Raw genomic sequence first — 16,877 nt, forward strand, 5'->3', positions numbered from 1 at the left:
GCCTATCGCTTCCAATCTCTCCGGACCCAGCGCAGCATGGGCCCTTTTTGCCGCAGCGGCGGCTCCCGGTTCCCAGAACAAGCATCATGGAAATTGCCATTCTTTTTGCGCTGATCCTGCTCAATGGCGTCTTCGCCATGTCCGAGATCGCGCTGGTGACGGCGCGCAAGGCTCGCCTGCAAAAACTCATAGACGAGGGGGACGCCGGCGCCGCCGCAGCCGCCCAGCTGGGGGCCGACCCCACGCGTTTCCTGTCCACCATCCAGATCGGCATCACCTCCATCGGCGTGCTCAACGGCATCGTCGGCGAGGCCGCGCTGGCCGCTCCCCTGGCCGAGTGGCTGCAGCGCCTGGGCGTGCCCGCGCCCTATGGCGGCTACACGGCCACGGCGCTGGTGGTGGTGCTGATCACCTATTTCTCCATCGTCGTCGGCGAGCTGGTGCCCAAGCGCATCGGCCAGACCTATCCCGAGACCTTTGCGCGCCTGATCGCACGCCCAGTCAACTGGCTGGCCCATCTGACCAAGCCCTTCGTGGTGCTGCTGTCCGTGTCCACCCATGCGCTGCTGCGCCTGCTGGGCGTCAAGGAAAACAGCGGCAGCGCCGTCACGGAGGAAGAGATCCACGCCATGCTGGCCGAAGGCACGACGGCCGGCGTCATCGAATCGCACGAGCACACCATGGTGCGCAACGTGTTCCGCCTTGACGACCGCCAGATCGGCTCGCTGATGGTGCCGCGCAGCGACGTGGTCTGCCTGGATGCCGATGCGCCATTCGAGGACAACCTGCGCGTGATCGAGCAGTCCGACCACGCGCGCTTTCCCGTGGTGCGCGGCGGCATGGACTCCATCATCGGCGTGCTCAACGCGCGCCAGTGGCTGTCGCGCGCGCTGCAGGGCAAGGATCAGGGCCTGACCGACCAGCCCATGCAGACCGCGCTCTATGTGCCCGAGACCATCACCGGCATGGAGCTGCTGGAGAGCTTTCGGCTGTCCGACGTGCACATGGCCTTCGTGATCGACGAGTACGGCGAGGTCCAGGGCATCGTCACCCTGCAGGATCTGGTGGAGGCCATCACGGGCGAATTCCAGCCCCGCGATCCGCGCAACTCCTGGGCGCTGCAGCGCGAGGACGGCAGCTGGCTGCTGGACGGCCACATCCCCGTGCCCGAGCTCAAGGACCGGCTGGAGCTGGCCACCGTGCCCGAGGAAGAGCGCGGCCGCTACCACACGCTGGCCGGCATGGTCATGCTGCTCACGGGCCGGCTGCCGCGTGTCACCGACACCGTGCAATGGGAAGGCTGGCGCTTCGAGGTGGTGGACATGGACGGCAAGGCCATCGACAAGGTGCTGGCCATGCGCGTGGACGTGTCGCTGCAGGTGCCCGGCGACGAAGACGCAGGAGCAGCCCATGCACCGCGTTGAACGACGGGCCTCGCGCTGCGCCTGGAAACTGCTGGCATGCGCGGCGGCCGTGGTCTTCATGGCCGCCTGCCTGGACGGCGTGCAGGGCTACCCGCAGCAGCAGGCGCCCATCATCAGCCCCTACGACATGACGCAGGAGCAGCGGCTTGCCGAAATGAACGCCATGGGCGCGGCCGGCCATGCCGACCACCGCTGGACCTACGAACTTCGCCCCGGCTGCGTGCTGCGCGTGGACCTGGACGGCCCGCAAGGCCCGCGCCCTTCCCTCGATATCGCCCTGCTGGGCAGCGTGGTGGCCGTCACGTCCCAGCGTGAACGCGGCAGTTTCCGCGTGGAGCTGCAGCCCGGCGACGGCCTGCAGTCGGCACGGTCCCTGGTGCTGGAAAGCACCAAATGGGCCGACGCCAGCTGGACCCAGCTGCTGCTGCGCCTGATGCAAAAGGGTTGCATGGAAATGCAGGGCCGCCCGCACGGCAGGACCGCCAGCCGGCACTGAGAGGCAGCGCACAACGGCACGGATCGGCATGCATCGGCAGGGACCGGCAGGCCAGGCAAGCGTGGCTTGCCCGGTCCCGCAAATGTGAGGGGCGGAAACGACAAGCGGCACCGAAGTGCCGCCGGGTAGGGCGCGGGGCGCAAGGTCCCGGGCCAAGGCAGATCGCCGGCTTACTTGGCCAGCGTCAGCGTGCCCTTCATCAGCGCGGAATGGCCGGGGAAGGAGCAAAAGTAGCTGTAGGCCTCGCCCGCCTTCAGGGCAGCGGTGGAGAAGGTCACGGAGTCGGTCTCGCCGCCGCCGATCACCTTGGTGTGGGCGATCACGCGGGCGTCCTTGTCCTTCACGAAGTCCTTGGCGGCGCCGGCGGCGATGCCGTCATTGGCCACGGGCTGCAGGTCGGCCGTCTTGCTCAGTACCCAGTTGTGGCCCATGGCCGTCTTGGGCAGCTTGCCCACGTGCTTGAGCTTGACCGTGAACTGCTTGCAGCTGGCGGGCACGCTGATGGTGGGCTTGTTGAACTGCATGGCGTCATTGCCTTCGATCTCGACGGCGCAGTCGGCGGCCAGCACAGGCGCGGCGACGGCAGTCATTGCGAGGGCCAAGAGGACGGGTTTCCATTGCATTGCCATTGTTTTCTCCTTGAAAAGCGGGTGAGGTGGCTGGCATCCGGTGGCCATGGACCGGCAGGCGGTCTGTCGCCATGGATGCTTTGTATGGCTGCCTCCAGCATAGACAGGATGGGGGAGGGCGGGTTGATTTGAATCAAGTCAAAACAGTTCGAAGACCTGCGCTCCAAGCATGCGGTATGGCGTCACGCCGGCAGGGTATGCGCGGTGGCTGTCGCCGGGAATCACTTGCCGTCCGTCGTCTTTTGGCGACGGGCAACCCCACAGCTCGCATGCCTCTACTCACCTCAGTCACATTTGGGTACGATTGCGGAACATAGAGGGGGTTTATGAGAGTGATTGTTTTCATAGGCGCTGTCATTGGCGCCATCTTTCTGCTGACGGCGTTCTTCGTCGACAGCTCCCAGCAACAGACGGCGCTGGCGGGCATGGCCTGTGCCAGCGTCCTCATTCCGTACGTGCTGTTCAGGCTGCACTCGATCGCCGTCGAGCAGGACAAGCTCGATCAGATCCTGCAGCTGATGCGAAAGTCCGGCAGCCAGCCAGAAGGGGTGGCTCCGGGCGGCGAGGGGTCCCGTGAGCCGGGTGGCCCCTCGGCGCCCAGGTCCTGGATGTCCTGAGGCGCGGGGCGGCAGCCAAGGCAGGCCAGGCAGGTCTGGCAGGTCTGGCAGGCCTCAGGCGAACTGCACGACCACGCGCCGGTTGGTGCGGCTTTTCTTCTCGATCTTGGTGACGGCCACCGTGCCGATCTCGGCCGTGCTGCGCACATGCGTGCCGCCGCAGGGCTGGCGGTCCAGGCCGGGGATGTCGATGATGCGGATCGTCGCCGTGCCGCCCGGGGGCGCCGCGCCTGCGGTGCGTACCAGGTCGGGCTGGGCGGCCAATTGCTCGGGCGTGATGCGGTCCACGTTCACGGCATGGCTGGCGGCGATCAGGGCGTTCAGGCGCTCCGTCAGATCGGCCTTGTCCAGCGTGGATTCAGGCAGGTCGAAATCCAGGCGTGCCGAGTCCGGCGAGATGCTGCAGCCCGTCACGGGCACGGGCACCAGCACGCCCAGCAGGTGCAGGCAGGTGTGCAGGCGCATCAGACGGTGGCGCCTGTCCCAGTCGATGGCTACCTGCACGCGCTCGCCGACCTGGGGCGGCGCATCGGTCTGCAGCACATGCAGGATGCGCTGGCGGTCATCGGCATAGACGGTGTCGATGACCGCCAGGCTGCGTCCGTCGGCCAGGATCAGCGTGCCGGTGTCTCCGGCCTGGCCGCCGCTGCGGGCATAGCAGACCGTGGCATCCAGCTCGATGCCTTCGGGGCTGACCGCGATCACGGTGGCTTCGCAGCGGTCCAGGTAGGCGTCGTCGTCAAAGAGCTTGTGCGTCTGGGACAGGGGCATGGGCATGGGGTGTCTCCGGGGTCATGTCGCGGTCCATGGTATCGGCGGCATGGCGGGGCCGGGCAGTACGCCTGGGCGAAAAGTCCCCAGTACAGTCCATGGCCCGCAGCGGTGGCAGTCGGCTGCTTGACAGCCTGTCAAGTGCCCGGGTCCGCGACCTGACAAGATCGGCGCCCGCGCCGCGCGCGTGCCGCTGAACAATGGCGCATTCCTTGCCGACGGCGCTACAGATTTTTCCGAAGCTGACGACATACGCAGGGCATGAATCTGTGAGTTTTCCGAGGAACTGTCCGAATGGATCAAGAACCTTTGCGTCCATCCCGTGCAGGCTCCACCCCCGTCTCCATCCCGGCAGGCCCCGGTTTGCGGCTGCCCACATTGTTCATCTCCTCATCTTTATGAGCACTACCGATCTTCACGCAGCTTCCCTGAGCGATCTCTATGACCGGCTGGACGAAGGCCTCAGCGAAGAGGCCTTTGCCGCCGAACTTGATGCCCGGCTTCATGACGGGCGGGCCGATGAGGTGCAGGTTTTCCTGCGTGATTGCGAGGAGCGCTGCCTTTACATGCTGGGGCGCCTGAACAGCAGCGAATCGCCCTGGACACATGACGGTGAGCGCTGGCTGGCCCTGGCACGGCTCACGGTGCCGCGCGGCCATGCGCCGGCAGGGCTCAGCGAGAAGCTGACCAATGCCAAGGTGGCCGCCGAAGTGCGCGTGATGGCCGAGCAATGGCTGGCCCATGCCCGCAGCGCGGATCTGCCGGTCTTCAAAGGCATAGGCATGGTGCTGGGCAACCTGGTGCCCTGGCTCTGCTATCCAGGCATGCCCTACGAGGAAGTGACGGCCACGCTGGACTGGACGCTGGCCCTGCGCAAGGAAGGTGAGTACAAGCCCGACACCGAGTACCACGCGCCCTGGAAGCGGCTGATCGCCCAGCTGAACGATGCCGACCTGCAGCGCTACGCCGCCGTGGGCGGCAAGCTGTTCGCCGATGTGATAGTGCACTACCGCGAAGAGCGCCAACCCAAGCAGCCCAAGGGGCAGGGCTGGAAGTCCTGGATGGGCTTCTTTGCCGCGCATCCCGAGCTGTATGACCAGACCTACATAGGCGAACCGGACCTGATAGAGCAGCGCTGGGCCAGCGCAGATGCCCCACGGCGTGAGGAACTGGCGGGCACCCTGATGGGCCAATTGGGCCATGCCCAGGGCGGGGAGCGTACCCGTGCGCTGCAGCTGCTGGACCGCCTGGTGGCCGAGGATCCCGCGCCCTTTGCCAGGCAGCTGCGTGAGAACGGCGGCTATCGGATCAGCCTGGCGCTGGCCATGCATGTCATGAAGCAGGACGATGCCGCCTTGCTGCCCCTGCTGCTGCCGGCCATTGCCCAGCACTGCGACCGCGAGGACGAGCTGCGCCGCTACCGCAGCGCGATCCGCGAACTGGTGACCCGCCGACCGACCGATCTGGCCGAGGTGCCTGTCAAGGACCTGGTCAATGTGCTGCCCGCGTTCGACACCGCCAGCCTGAAGGCCACGCTGCCCACCTTGACCCCGCTCATCGCAGGCAGCAGCGCCAAGGGCCTGCGCGCCGCCATGGCCGGCCTGGCCGCCCATATTCCGCTGGCCAGCTTGGTGGATGCCGGCTGGCTGAACAAGCCGCCCAAGAACCTGCTGCTGACCTGCCGCGACGTGCTGCTGGCCCACCCCGACCCCGCCGTCGGTCCCTTGCTGGCGCAGTTGCTGGCCGGCGGCAAGCTGGATGCGGCCTCGGCCAGCAGCGTGCAGCAGCGGCTGAACCAATTGGGCCTGACCGGGCAGGGCGCCTCGGCATCGGAAGAAAGCCAGGCGGATGCCGCATCGCCAGCGTCTGCCGCTGGCGGTGTGGACCTGGAAGCCCAGCTCGCCTCCATCAAGCGCCTGAGCGCGGCCATCAAGCCCTTCGACACGCCCGAGCTGCTGGCGCTGTGCGCGCCGCTGTCCGAGCACGCGGCCCGCGTGCTGCTGCATGTGTCCGCCATTGCCGAAGGCGGCCTGCCGCCGCTGGCCGGCGAGCTGCTGGCGCGCATTCCGGCCGACAACCGTGCCCGCCTGGCGCTGGCCCTGGTGCAGCAATGGATTGCTTCCGAGGGCGAACCCAAGCAGCGCTGGGCGCTCAGGCTGCTGCCCGGCCATGCCGATGACCGCGTGGTCGATGCGCTGGTGGCCGCCGTCCAGGCCTGGAACCGCCCGCGCCTGCAGCGCGCGGCCGCCGCTGTCGAGCATCTGGGCGAGGTGGACAGCCTCTACGCTCTGCTGCGCGTGCAGGAGATCTCCGAATCGCGCTCGCTCAAGGACCAGGTGCAGCGCACGGCGCGCAGCGCCCTGCGTGCCGCCGCTGCCCGCCGCAAGATGAGCGTGCCCGAGCTCTTCGACGAGCTGACCCCCGACTTCGGCCTGGGCCAGGGCCTGACGGTCACGGTCGGGCCGCACAGCTACCGCGTGGAGCTGCAGGGCGATCTGAGCCTGCGCGTCCTCAACGACAAAAACAAGGCCAGCAAGACCATTCCTGCGGTCAAGGACGAGGCGCTCAAGCCCGAATGGGAGGCGGCCACCGCGCAGCTCAAGACCCTGGCCACCAGCCTCAAGACCGTGGTCAAGCAGCAGGCGCCGCGCATGCTGGCGGCCCTGGTCAGCGGCAAGCGCTGGCCATTGGATCGCTGGCAGCGGCTGTTCGTGGCCCACCCGCTGCTGCGCATCGTGGGGCGCAGCCTGATCTGGCGCGCAGAGGATGCGCCGGGCCTGGCGCGCACCAGCTTCCGCCTGGCCGAGGATTTCTCGCTGGTCGATGTGGAGGATGAAACCGTGGCCCTGCCGGCAGGCTGCAGCATCAGCCTCTGGCACCCGGCCACGGCCCAGCCCGGCGAGCGCGAGGCCTGGCAGGCCTACATGGCCGACTATGAGCTGGAGCCCCTGGTCGACCAGCTGGGCGCCTGCGCCGAGCAGCCCGCGCCAAGCCAGTTCAAGAACGGCATGCTGCTGCCGCCCGCGCCGATCACGCTGGCGCAGGAGCAGCTCGGCGCCATGCTCAAGAAGTTCGGCTACCGGCCCGGCCCCGTGGGCGATGGCCCCAGCATCAACGAGCATGTGTGGCGCCTGCCCGCGCTGGAGCTGAGCCTGGAGCTGTCGCACGGCTATTTCCCGCCCTACCTGGACCTGGGCCTGCCCGTGGCCGTGGAAGGCCTGCGCGTGCACGACCTGAGCAAGGGTTACGGGGCCAGCGCCGACCCGGCGCGGCTGCCCAAGCCGCTGCTGGCCACGCTGCAAGGCCAGTGGCTGGCCCTGGCGGCCAAGGCGGCTGCCTGAGCCCTTGTCTTTGTGAACCTTTGCTCCCTTGAAACGTTGGCCGGCTGATCGCCCATCACCGAAGACTCCACAGACCATGAGCAACAACGAGACAGCAGCGCTTCCCCTGCAGGCTTTGTACGAACTGCACACGGCCGCGCCGGCCGGGCGCGAGGGCATGCCGGCCTTTGCCGCCGAACTGGCAAAGCGCCTGGCCCAGGGGCGTGATGCCGAGGTGGCGGACTTCCTGCGCGACAGCAGCAGCCTGTGCCAGGAGCGGTTGCGCCAGCTGCCCGGCGAGCATGCGCCCTGGCAGCGTGACCACGCGCTGTGGCTAACGCTGGCGCGCATCAGCCTTCCGCTGGGACAGTTCTATGGGGGCAACCCGGGCGTGCCCCGGCGCAGTGCCGAGCTGACCGCGGAGCTGACGGCACTGGCCCGCGCCTGGCTGGATGACAGGGGCAGCCGCAGCCACCAGCCCTGGAGACTGCGCGATGGCTACGACCTCGTGCTCAGGCAGGTGTTTGGCGTGCTGGGCCATGAAGGCATGTCCAGTGCCGAGATCACCGCCCTGCTGCGCTGGGCGCGGGAACTGAGCGCAAAGGCCGGCATTGCGCCCGGCGCGCAGTACTACTGCCACTGGCAGCACCTGCTGCACCAGCTGCCCGAGCCCGAACTGCTGGCCATGGCCATCGAGGACGGCGGCGGCCAGCTCAGCCGCGACATCGTCCAACGCCAGCTGCCGCTGCAGCGCACGCGGCCTGCAGCGCAGCGCTGGGCGCTGTGGCGGGATTTTTTTGCGCAATTCCCCGCCGTGCTTGACCAGCTGCGCCTGCCCGAGCCCGTGCTGATCGCATCGCGCTGGGAGACGGCCGATGCCGCGCGCCGCGACCTGCTGGCCCAGGACCTGTTCAAGGCCTTGTGCTTTGCCTCGGACTATGACTGGCCGCATGACCGTGCCCTGGTGGAGTGCATGCTGCAGACCGACGCTGCGCCCCTGGCCGCCTGGTTCAAGCAACTGGGCCACCTGGCGATCAATCCCGCCGTGGCGCAGCGGCTGTGGGAAGCCCGGTGGCCGGCCCTGCTGCCGCTGCTATTGCCGGCCTGCGCAGACGGCTGCAAGCACGAATCCGACCGCGCCGGCTACGCCCCGGTGGCCGAAACCTTGCTTGCCGATCGCCCTGGCGACCTGGCCCGGCTGGCCGCCGGCCCGCTCACGCACCTGCTGCCCGCGCTGCGCGTGGACACGCTGCAGCGGCTGCTGCCGCAACTGGGCAAGGCCGCCTCCGGCAGTGCCTCCAAGGGTTTGCGTGCGGCGCTGGCACGGGCGCTGTCTGCCTTGCCCGTGGATGCGCCCCAGGCCGCCGGCTGGCTGGCCAAGCCCAACAAGAACCTGGTGCTGGCCTACCGCGATGTGCTGGTGGCCCATCCTGATCCGGCGTCTGGCAGCCTGCTGTCGGCACTGCTGTCCGGTGGATTGCTGGACGTGGCCGAGCAAGGCCCGGTGCAGGCGCGACTGAAGGATCTGGGTGCCGCAGCCCCGGTTGCGGACGCAGCCGGGTCACCTGGCGGCGAGGCCATGCCAGCGGGCAGCGATGCCGGCTCCCTGGCAGAGCTTGAAGCCCAGGCCGCCAGCCTGCAGCGCCTGTCGCCCGCCATTGCCGCGCTGGACCAGCCGGCGCTGCTGGACCTGCTCGCGCCCCTGTCGGCCCAGGCCGCGCGCGCGCTGCTGCACCTGGCGGCCACCAGCCCGCAGGAGCTGCCTGCGCTGGCCCACCAGCTGCTGGCCCAGGCCGGCGCGGAGAACCGTGCGCGGTTGGCCCTGGCTCTGGTCCAGCACTGGGTGGCTGCCGATGGCGCGCCCGAATCGCGCTGGGTGCTCAAGCTGCTGCCCGGCGCGGCGGACGACCGCATCGTCGATGTGCTGTCCTCGGCCGCCCTGGCCTGGCACAAGACGCGCAAGGAGCGCGCCGTGGTCGCGCTGCAGCAGCTGGGCCGGCTCGACACGGTCTATGCCCTGTCCTGCGTGCAGGCCCTGGCCACCGGCAAGACCCTCAAGCCCAGCGTGCTGGCCGCCGCGCAGGCCGTGCTGGCCGAGGCCGCCACGCGGCGCGGCATGGCGCTGGCCGACCTCGGCGACGAGCTGACCCCGGACTTCGACCTGGGCCGGGGCGTGCAATTGCAGGTGGGCGCGCAGACCTATGACGTGCTGCTGCAGGGCGACCTGTCGCTGCGCCTGCGCACGCCGGCCGGCAAGCTGGTGCGCAGCCTGCCGGCCCTGGACGACGAGGGCCTGCGCACGGAGTGGTATGCGGCCGCCGCGCGGCTCAAGACGCTGTCCAAGGGCATCAAGGCCGTGCTGCAGCAGCAGGCGCCGCGCCTGCAGTCCTGCCTGATGCTGGGCCGGCACTGGCCGCTGGCCACCTGGCGCCGCCTCTTCCTGGAACACCCGCTGCTGCGCGTGGTGGCACAGGGCCTGGTCTGGCGGGTGGAGCCCGCGGCCGGCCAGCCGTTCAGCCTGCGCATTGCCGAGCACCTGTCCCTGGTCGATGCCGAGAGCGACGTGGTGCAACTGCCGGCCGAGGGCCGCATCGCCCTGTGGCACCCCGCGCAGGCCACCGAACAGGAGCGTGCGCAGTGGCGCGAATGCCTGGCCGACTACGGCCTCAAGGCCTTGATAGAGCAGGTCGATGCGCCCGCCGACCTGCCGCTGGCCAGCCAGTGGCAGCAGGAACTGCTGCAGCCCCTGGCACCGATACGGCTCGCGCAGCAGGCGCTGGACGGCCTGGCAGGGCCATGGCGCTTTCATGCCGGCCCCGTGTGCGATGGCCCCGGCATCTACCTGCACCTGCGGGACTTTGCCGTGCAGCGCTGGCGCGTGGAACTGCTGCACAGCGCGGCCATGCCGTACTACGAGCCCGGCCATGAGATCGACATCGAAGGCTTTGCCCTGCGCGACATGGCCACCGACCGCCTGCTGCCCCCGGCCGAATGGCCGCTGCCGCTGCAGGCATCGCTGTGCGCCATGCTCCAGGCCCTGGCCTCGCGCGCTGCGGGCGCGGCTGCAGCCCAGGTTTGACTCCCTCCAGAACCCCTGAATCCATGAACTCTTCGACCCTAGAACACACCGACCAGGCCACGCTCGAGGAACTGAGCGCCTCGCTGCCACCCGCCGAACTGGTCCAGGTGCTGGCCAGCCGCATGCGCGCGGGCCGGCATGACGAAGTGGGCGCCTTCACGCGCAAGGCCTTCGACGACTATTCCAACCCCATCCGCGCCCTGGGCAACTTCGATCTGCCCTGGACCCATGACCATGACCTGTGGCTGGCCTTCGCGCGGCAGACCATCCCCTTCGGGTGCAGGATCGACGGCAGCCTGGACGGCGACATTCCACGCCACAGCCCCGAGCTTGCGGCCGAGTTCGAGCAGATGGCGCGCGCCAGCCTGGCCCGTCCACCTGCGCCGGACGGCGACAACGACTACCGTGAAATCCGCATCCTGGACATGTTCGGCTGGCTCTGGTACCCGGGCATCAGCCGTGAACGGGTGATGCAGCTGTTGGACTGGGCCGCAGAGCTGAACGTCCAGTCCGGTGGCGGGTATGACAGAGCCGACTGGAAGCTGCTGCTGGGCAGCCTGGACGACCAGGACCTGATGGAGCTGGCCGAGCGCGGCGGCGCGCTCTATGCCGACATCCGCGATGTCTACATGACGCGGCACAGCGACGTTCCGCACCCGCAGCGCTGCGCGCCCTGGTACGACTTCTACCGCCGCCATCCCGACTGGTTCGACGACAAGCCCATCAACGAAGACCCGGGCCTGATCGCGCTGCGCTGGGACCTGGGCGCCGATGCCCAGCGGCGCCTGGAACTGGTCAACCTGCTGCTGGGCAGGGCGGACCATGAGCCGGCCGACTACTTCATCCCCATTTTCGACCGCCTGGTGCGGGAGGATGCCGCGCCCTTCGTCGCCTGGATCGAAGGATGGCAGCCCAAGTACCACTTCGATGCGGTGGTCGCCCAGCAGATCTGGAAGGCACGCTACCCGGAGCTTTTGCCCCATCTGCTGCGCTGCATATTGCAGAAATCGCGGATCGAGCCCTTCATCGGCCTGCTCAACCAGATGCTGACCGAGCAGCCCGACTACCTGCGCGAGATTCCCACCGTGCGCCTGGCCCCGCTGCTGGCGCAGCTGGACCCGGCCATGCTGCATGCCCGGCTGCCCCTGCTGGGCGAACTGCTGGCTGCCAGCAGCTCGCGGGCGCTGCGCGAAGCGGTGGCGCGCTTCATGCAGGGACTGGATGCGCAGGCCGTAGGCGCTGTCTTCGAGTCCAACGCCTGGCTGCAGCGGCGCGAGAAGGCGATGCAGCTGGCCTGCCGCGACATCCTGCTGGTCCACCCCGATCCCGGGGTCGCGCCGCTGCTGCAGGCGCTGCTGCGCACGGGCCTGGACCTGGGCTCCGAAAGCATGGTCGAGGGCCGGCTGCTGGCCCTGGGCGTCCCAGTGCCGGGTGCTTTGACCGTGGCGCAGGGGGAGGGGGGCCGGGTGCCGCTTGACGCACTGGAGGCCCGCGTGGCGCGCTTCAAGCGCTTTTCCAGCAGCATCAAGGCCTATGACCAGCCAGAGACCCTGGCCCTGTTCGCGCCGCTGTCCGAGCATGCGGCCCGCACCGTGCTGCATCTGGTGGCCACGGCCGAGGAAGAGCTGCCGCCGCTGGTGGAGCAGTTGCTGGCCCATGTGCCGGCCGAAAGCCGCGCCCAGCTGTCCCTGCACCTGGTCAATGCCTGGGTGGCCCTGGAGGGCGAGCCCAAGGCGCGCTGGGCGCTGCGACTGGCCAACGGCCATGTCGACGACCGCCTGGTGCAGACCCTGGTGGCCGCCGTGAAGGCCTGGGGCTGGAGCAAGAAGCTGCGCGCCATCATCGCCGTGGAGCAGCTCGGTGCGCTGGACACGCTGTATGCGCTGTCCCAGGTCCAGACCCTGTCCACCTCGCGCAAGCTCAAGGACCTGGTGATTGCGGCAGCGCATGACGCGCTGGAGGCAGCCGCCCAGCGGCGCGGCCTGAGCCTGATCGAGCTGTATGACGAGCTGACGCCCGATTTCGGCCTGGGCGGCGAAGGCCTGGTGCTGGAGGTGGGCCCGCAGCGCTACCGCCTGCAGCTGCAGGGCGACCTGAGCCTGCGCGTGGTGGGCGACAAGGGCAAGGCCTCCAAGACCCTGCCTGCGCTCAAGGACGAATCGCTGCGCCTTCAGTGGAATGCGGCACAGGCCGAATTCAAGACCGTTGCCGCTGGCGTCAAGGCCATCGCCAAGCAGCAGGCGCCGCGCATGGGTACCGCCTTCATGACGGGACAGCGCTGGTCCGTCCCGCGCTGGCGCCGCCTGTTCCTGCAGCATCCCCTGCTGCGCATCATGGGCCGCACCCTGATCTGGCGGCTGGAGCAGGGCGCCAGCTTTCGCATTGCCGAGGACTTTTCCCTGCTCGATGCCGCAGACGATGCCGTGGAGCTGCCCGACGATGCGCAGGTGCTGCTCTGGCATCCGGTCGATGCCGCAGCGGGCGAGGTTGAGGCCTGGCGCACCTGCCTGGCCGACTACGAGCTGCAGCCGCTGATCGACCAGCTGGGCGCGGGTGCGCAACTGCCCGACGCCAGCCAGTGGAAGAACCATGCCCTGCACCCTGCCGGCCCGCTGCAGATACGCCAGGGCGCGCTGTCCGGCCTGTTGGCCAAGTGGAACTACCGCCCTGGCCCCGTGGAAGACGGCCCCGGCATCTACGAGCACAGGCTGGACCTGGCGGGCCCGCAGCTGTACATCGAGCTTCACCACGGGCGCTACATGCCGTTCATGGAACTGGACCACCGCGTGGACATCGCCCACGCCGTGGTCTATGACAGCAGCCACCGCGGCGAGGATGGCCGCTGGCCCCGGCTGCAGCCGCAGCAGTGGCCGCGCGCGCTGCAGGCCACGCTGATGGCGCAGTTCGCGGCCATCGCCGCCAAATCGGCCAGCACCAAAGAGAGCGACTGATGGCCACCAAACGCATTGCAGCACCCGCCCCGGAACCTGCCGCCCAGCGGCTGCCGGCCGAGATGGCCCACGCCCAGGAACTTGCGGCCCTGCAGGCCGCCGACCAGGGCCCGCGCCCCGACGGCTGGCGCCTGAGCCCGCGCTCCGTTCGGCGCTTCATCCTGGGCGGCCCGGCCCCGGATGGCGGCGGCCCCGAAATCGCCCGCAAGATCCACGGCAACGATGCCCTGGTCGAGCGCGCCATCGTCACCCTGGCCGGCCAGCGCGGCCTGATGCTGGTGGGCGAGCCGGGCACGGCCAAATCCCTGCTGTCCGAGCTGCTGGCCGCCGCCATCAGCGGCGACAGCAAGCTCACCGTGCAGGGCGGTGCCGGCGTGGTGGAGGAGCAGATCCGCTATGGCTGGAACTACGCCCTGCTGCTGCGCGACGGCCCCGGCCCCGAGGCCCTGGTGCCCGGCCCGCTGCACCGCGCCATGGGCGAAGGGCGGCTGCTGCGCTTCGAGGAGATCACGCGCTGCTCCACCGAAGTGCAGGACTGCATGGTGCCCGTGCTCTCCGACCGGCTGCTGCAGATTCCCGAACTCAAGCACGAGCAGCCCTGGCTGCTGGCACGGCCGGGCTTCAATGTGATTGCCACGGCCAACCTGCGCGATCGCGGCGTCAACGAGATGTCGGCCGCGCTCAAGCGCCGCTTCAACTTCGAGACCATGCGCCCGCTCGAAGGCGTGGCCGCGCAGGCCGCATTGATAGGGCAGGAGGTGGGCCGCGCACTGGCGCAGCAGCGCATCGGCACCACCGTCGCGCCCGATGTGCTGGCCCTGCTGGCCACGGCCTTCCAGGAGCTGCGCAGCGGCAGCGTGGAGGGCACGGCCGTGGAGCGGCCGGGCACCGTGCTGTCCACGGCCGAGGCCATCGACGTGGCCTTCAACGCCGCCTGCCAGTGCTGGTACTTCGGGCAGGAGCGCGTGGGTCCGGCCCACCTGGCGCGCCACCTGCTGGGCACGGTGATCAAGGACGACGACGAGGATCGCCGCCGCTTCGCCGAATACCTGCGCGTGGTGGCACGCCAGCGTGCAGGGCAGCCGGCTTGGCAGGACTTTGTCGCAGGCGGCCGTGAGCACTGACGCTGCCGCGTGGCTGGCGCCGCTGCCGCAGCTGCGCCTGGTGCCCGTGCGCCACCACAGCCCGCGCTGCGCCCATCACCTGCGCGCGCTGATGCGCGAGTTCAAGCCCACCCACGTGCTGATCGAAGGCCCGGGCGAACTCGATGCCCTGCTGCCTGCGCTGCAGCACGCCCAGGCGCGTCCACCGCTGGCGGCCTACCTGCATGCGACCGTGGCAGGCGGCGATGGCGCACATGAAACGAATGGCTCGAATGGCGCTTTGGAGGACGACTGGCGCTGCCGCTGCTATGTGCCCTTTGCGGCCTTCTCTCCTGAATGGGTGGCCCTGCGCGAGGCGGTGCGGCTGCGCAGCCATGTGCGCTTCATCGACCTGCCCTATGCGGCGCGGCTGGCCCAGGCCGCGCAGCTGGACTACTTCGCCTGCGCGCCCGAACCCCTGCTGGCCGACGAACCCTCGCGGCGCGCGCCCGACGTGCTGGCCGGCCTCATCCAGGCCGGCGGCTGCCGAGACTTCGACGAATGGTGGGACCGGCATTACGAATCGGGCAATGAGGACGCCTCGCCCCAGGCGTACTTTGCCGGCGTGCTGGCCTTCAGCCAGCTGCTGCGCGAGCGGGACGAGGCAGCGGGCGGCGCGGGCCCTGATGCCGAAGACAGGGCTCGCGAGGCCCACATGGCCGCCCAGGTCCGCAAGGCCCTGGCCGAAGGCGGGCGCTGCCTGGTGGTCTGCGGCGGCTTTCATGTGGCGGGCATCGTGGCTGGGATCACCGCTGGCCTGTCGGCGCCCGAGCGTCCGGCTGCGGCCGGTCAGCCCATCGATGTGGGCGTGCATCTCATCCCCTACACGCTGCAGCGGCTGGAGCGTGCCAGCGGCTACGCGGCCGGCATGCCCATGCCCGGCTACTACCAGGGCGTTTGGCAGGCGCTGGAGCAGGGCGCCTCGCAACCCGATGCCCAGGCCTGGCCCGAGATGGCGGCACGCACCGTGAACGGCCTGCGTGCCCGGGGCCTGCCCGCCAGCCTGCCCGACGCGGCAGAGGCCGTGCGCCTGGCCCATGGCCTGGCTGCACTGCGCGCCTGCCACGGCGGCCGGGCCGAGCTGCTGGAAGCGCTGGACAGCGCCGTGTTCAAGGAGCATGCCCAGGCCCTGCGTCCGCAGCCTATGGAGCCGCAGGCCGGGCAGCAGACTGGTCAATGGCTGCTGGACGCCGACGACTACGGCCAGCTGCCACCCAACGCGCCGGCCGCCCCGCTGCTGGTCGATGTACAGGCCTTCTGCCTGCGCCACCGCCTGCCCGTGCGGCCTGCCGCACCCGTGCGCAAGGAGCTGGACATCTACCGCAGCGCCCGTCACCGCCGCCTGTCGCAGGGACTGCACCGGCTGCGCTACCTGGGCGTGCCCTATGCGCAATGCCTGGCGGGACCGGACTTTGTGGCGGGCACCGGCCTGGCGCGCGTGCGCGAGGTCTGGACGCTGGGCTGGCAGGTCGAGACCACGGTGGCACTCACCGAGGCCATGCGCCACGGCTCCAGCCTGCAAGAGGCCGCTGTCCACCGCGTGCTGGAGCGGCTGTCGCAGACCGCCGACACCGAGCCGGCGCAGCGCGTGCTGGAAGTGCTGGTCATGGGCCTGGACGGCATTGCCCAGCAGGTGCTGGACACCGTGCAGGCCTGGATGGAGCGCAGCCACGACGCCCTGGCCCTGGCCCGCGCCACCGGCTGCCTGGCCCTGGCCTACGAGGCCCGCCATGCGCTGGGCGGCGTGGGCCTGGCGCGCCTGCTGCCGCTGCTGCGGCGCTGCTTTGCGCAGGCCTGCCTGCGCCTGCCCTGGCTGGGCGAGGGCGTTGCATCCCAGCAGGCACAGGCCCTGGATGCCCTGGCCGATCTGCACGGCATGGTCTGCCGCCACGCGCCCTGGGCCGACGCCGGCCTGTTCCACGATGCCTGTGCCGCCTTGCATGAGGCAGGAGCCGGCAGCACGCCTGCGCGCGTGCGCGGCGCCACCGCCGGCATCCTGAGCATGGCCGGCCGCTGGCAGATTGCGCAGACCGATGCCGCCCTGCGCGCCATGCTGGGCCTGGCGCAGGTCGATGCTGCCGCCATGGGCGAGTACCTGCAGGGCTTTGTGCGCGTGGCCAAGGGCTGGCTGCTCAGTCATCCGCCGCTGCTGCGCCTGCTCAGCGACGGCATTGCGCACTGGCCGCAAGACGCCTTCCTGGCCGGCCTGCCCGCCTTGCGGCTGGCCTTTGCCCAGCTGACCCGTGCCGAACTGCGGCAGCTGGCCGGGCGGCTGGCCGGTTTGTCGGGCGCGGCCACGCCACCCGGCGCAATCACGCTGGCCTGCGTGCACCTGCCATCGGACAAGGCCCTGGCGCACAGCCGCGCCTTGGCGGCCCAGGTGGGCCGGCTGCTGCAACCCTGGGGACTGTCATGAGCCGGGAAGATCCGCCAATGCACAAACTGCCA

At 69.7% G+C, this 16,877-nt stretch carries 10 protein-coding genes; 8 read left to right on the top strand and 2 right to left on the bottom strand.

From position 1 onward, the window contains the following. Positions 1-86: 86 nt before the first annotated feature. Positions 87-1,424 (top strand): hemolysin family protein, encoded by a 1,338-nt coding sequence (locus tag ACRSCF_RS12490; protein WP_016446219.1) that lies wholly within the window; start codon positions 87-89, stop codon positions 1,422-1,424. Then, positions 1,411-1,920 carry a hypothetical protein gene (locus ACRSCF_RS12495; protein WP_034366000.1) on the top strand — a complete coding sequence of 170 codons (510 nt, stop codon included), beginning with the start codon at positions 1,411-1,413 and terminating at the stop codon, positions 1,918-1,920. The genes ACRSCF_RS12490 and ACRSCF_RS12495 overlap by 14 nt, the downstream gene beginning before the upstream one ends. A gap of 170 nt (positions 1,921-2,090) precedes the next feature. On the opposite strand, the gene azu is transcribed toward ACRSCF_RS12495, so the two are convergent. Further along, entirely contained in the window at positions 2,091-2,549 is a 459-nt protein-coding gene (gene azu / locus ACRSCF_RS12500) for an azurin (protein WP_016446217.1), read from the bottom strand. A gap of 326 nt (positions 2,550-2,875) precedes the next feature. Here azu and ACRSCF_RS12505 point away from each other — a divergent pair, with 326 nt between their 5' ends. Further along, entirely contained in the window at positions 2,876-3,166 is a 291-nt protein-coding gene (locus tag ACRSCF_RS12505; RefSeq protein WP_034365997.1) for a hypothetical protein, read from the top strand. A 54-nt stretch (positions 3,167-3,220) separates the two neighbouring features. Here ACRSCF_RS12505 and ACRSCF_RS12510 read toward each other — a convergent pair whose 3' ends face one another. Continuing rightward, complete coding sequence (locus tag ACRSCF_RS12510; protein ID WP_016451616.1) at positions 3,221-3,943, bottom strand: alanyl-tRNA editing protein; 723 nt, start codon at positions 3,941-3,943, stop codon at positions 3,221-3,223. Positions 3,944-4,335: 392 nt separating this feature from the next. On the opposite strand from ACRSCF_RS12510, the gene ACRSCF_RS12515 reads away from it, so the two are divergent. From ACRSCF_RS12515 to ACRSCF_RS12535, 5 genes are all read left to right on the top strand, one after another. Continuing rightward, a complete protein-coding gene (locus tag ACRSCF_RS12515; protein ID WP_244388103.1) occupies positions 4,336-7,278 on the top strand; it encodes a DUF4132 domain-containing protein in 2,943 nt (980 codons plus the stop codon). Positions 7,279-7,354: 76 nt separating this feature from the next. After that, a complete protein-coding gene (locus tag ACRSCF_RS12520) occupies positions 7,355-10,336 on the top strand; it encodes a DUF4132 domain-containing protein (protein ID WP_244388105.1) in 2,982 nt (993 codons plus the stop codon). A gap of 23 nt (positions 10,337-10,359) precedes the next feature. Beyond that, positions 10,360-13,287, top strand: a complete 2,928-nt coding sequence (locus ACRSCF_RS12525) for a DUF4132 domain-containing protein (RefSeq protein WP_244388107.1) — start codon at positions 10,360-10,362, stop codon at positions 13,285-13,287. Then, positions 13,287-14,411, top strand: a complete 1,125-nt coding sequence (locus tag ACRSCF_RS12530; RefSeq protein WP_034365993.1) for an ATP-binding protein — start codon at positions 13,287-13,289, stop codon at positions 14,409-14,411. The genes ACRSCF_RS12525 and ACRSCF_RS12530 overlap by 1 nt, the downstream gene beginning before the upstream one ends. After that, complete coding sequence (locus tag ACRSCF_RS12535) at positions 14,401-16,845, top strand: DUF5682 family protein (protein WP_034366029.1); 2,445 nt, start codon at positions 14,401-14,403, stop codon at positions 16,843-16,845. The genes ACRSCF_RS12530 and ACRSCF_RS12535 overlap by 11 nt, the downstream gene beginning before the upstream one ends. Positions 16,846-16,877 lie beyond the last annotated feature (32 nt).

The sequence above is a fragment of the Delftia sp. 11MD genome (assembly GCF_050907895.1).
GTDB classification, from domain to species: Bacteria; Pseudomonadota; Gammaproteobacteria; order Burkholderiales; family Burkholderiaceae_C; genus Comamonas; species Comamonas tsuruhatensis.

Coding starts and splice junctions, on each gene's coding strand:
- ACRSCF_RS12490 (WP_016446219.1), top strand. CDS start 87: ATGGAAATTGCCATTCTTTTTGCGCTGATCCTGCTCAATGGCGTCTTC.
- ACRSCF_RS12495 (WP_034366000.1), top strand. CDS start 1,411: ATGCACCGCGTTGAACGACGGGCCTCGCGCTGCGCCTGGAAACTGCTG.
- azu (WP_016446217.1), bottom strand. CDS start 2,549: ATGGCAATGCAATGGAAACCCGTCCTCTTGGCCCTCGCAATGACTGCC.
- ACRSCF_RS12505 (WP_034365997.1), top strand. CDS start 2,876: ATGAGAGTGATTGTTTTCATAGGCGCTGTCATTGGCGCCATCTTTCTG.
- ACRSCF_RS12510 (WP_016451616.1), bottom strand. CDS start 3,943: ATGCCCATGCCCCTGTCCCAGACGCACAAGCTCTTTGACGACGACGCC.
- ACRSCF_RS12515 (WP_244388103.1), top strand. CDS start 4,336: ATGAGCACTACCGATCTTCACGCAGCTTCCCTGAGCGATCTCTATGAC.
- ACRSCF_RS12520 (WP_244388105.1), top strand. CDS start 7,355: ATGAGCAACAACGAGACAGCAGCGCTTCCCCTGCAGGCTTTGTACGAA.
- ACRSCF_RS12525 (WP_244388107.1), top strand. CDS start 10,360: ATGAACTCTTCGACCCTAGAACACACCGACCAGGCCACGCTCGAGGAA.
- ACRSCF_RS12530 (WP_034365993.1), top strand. CDS start 13,287: ATGGCCACCAAACGCATTGCAGCACCCGCCCCGGAACCTGCCGCCCAG.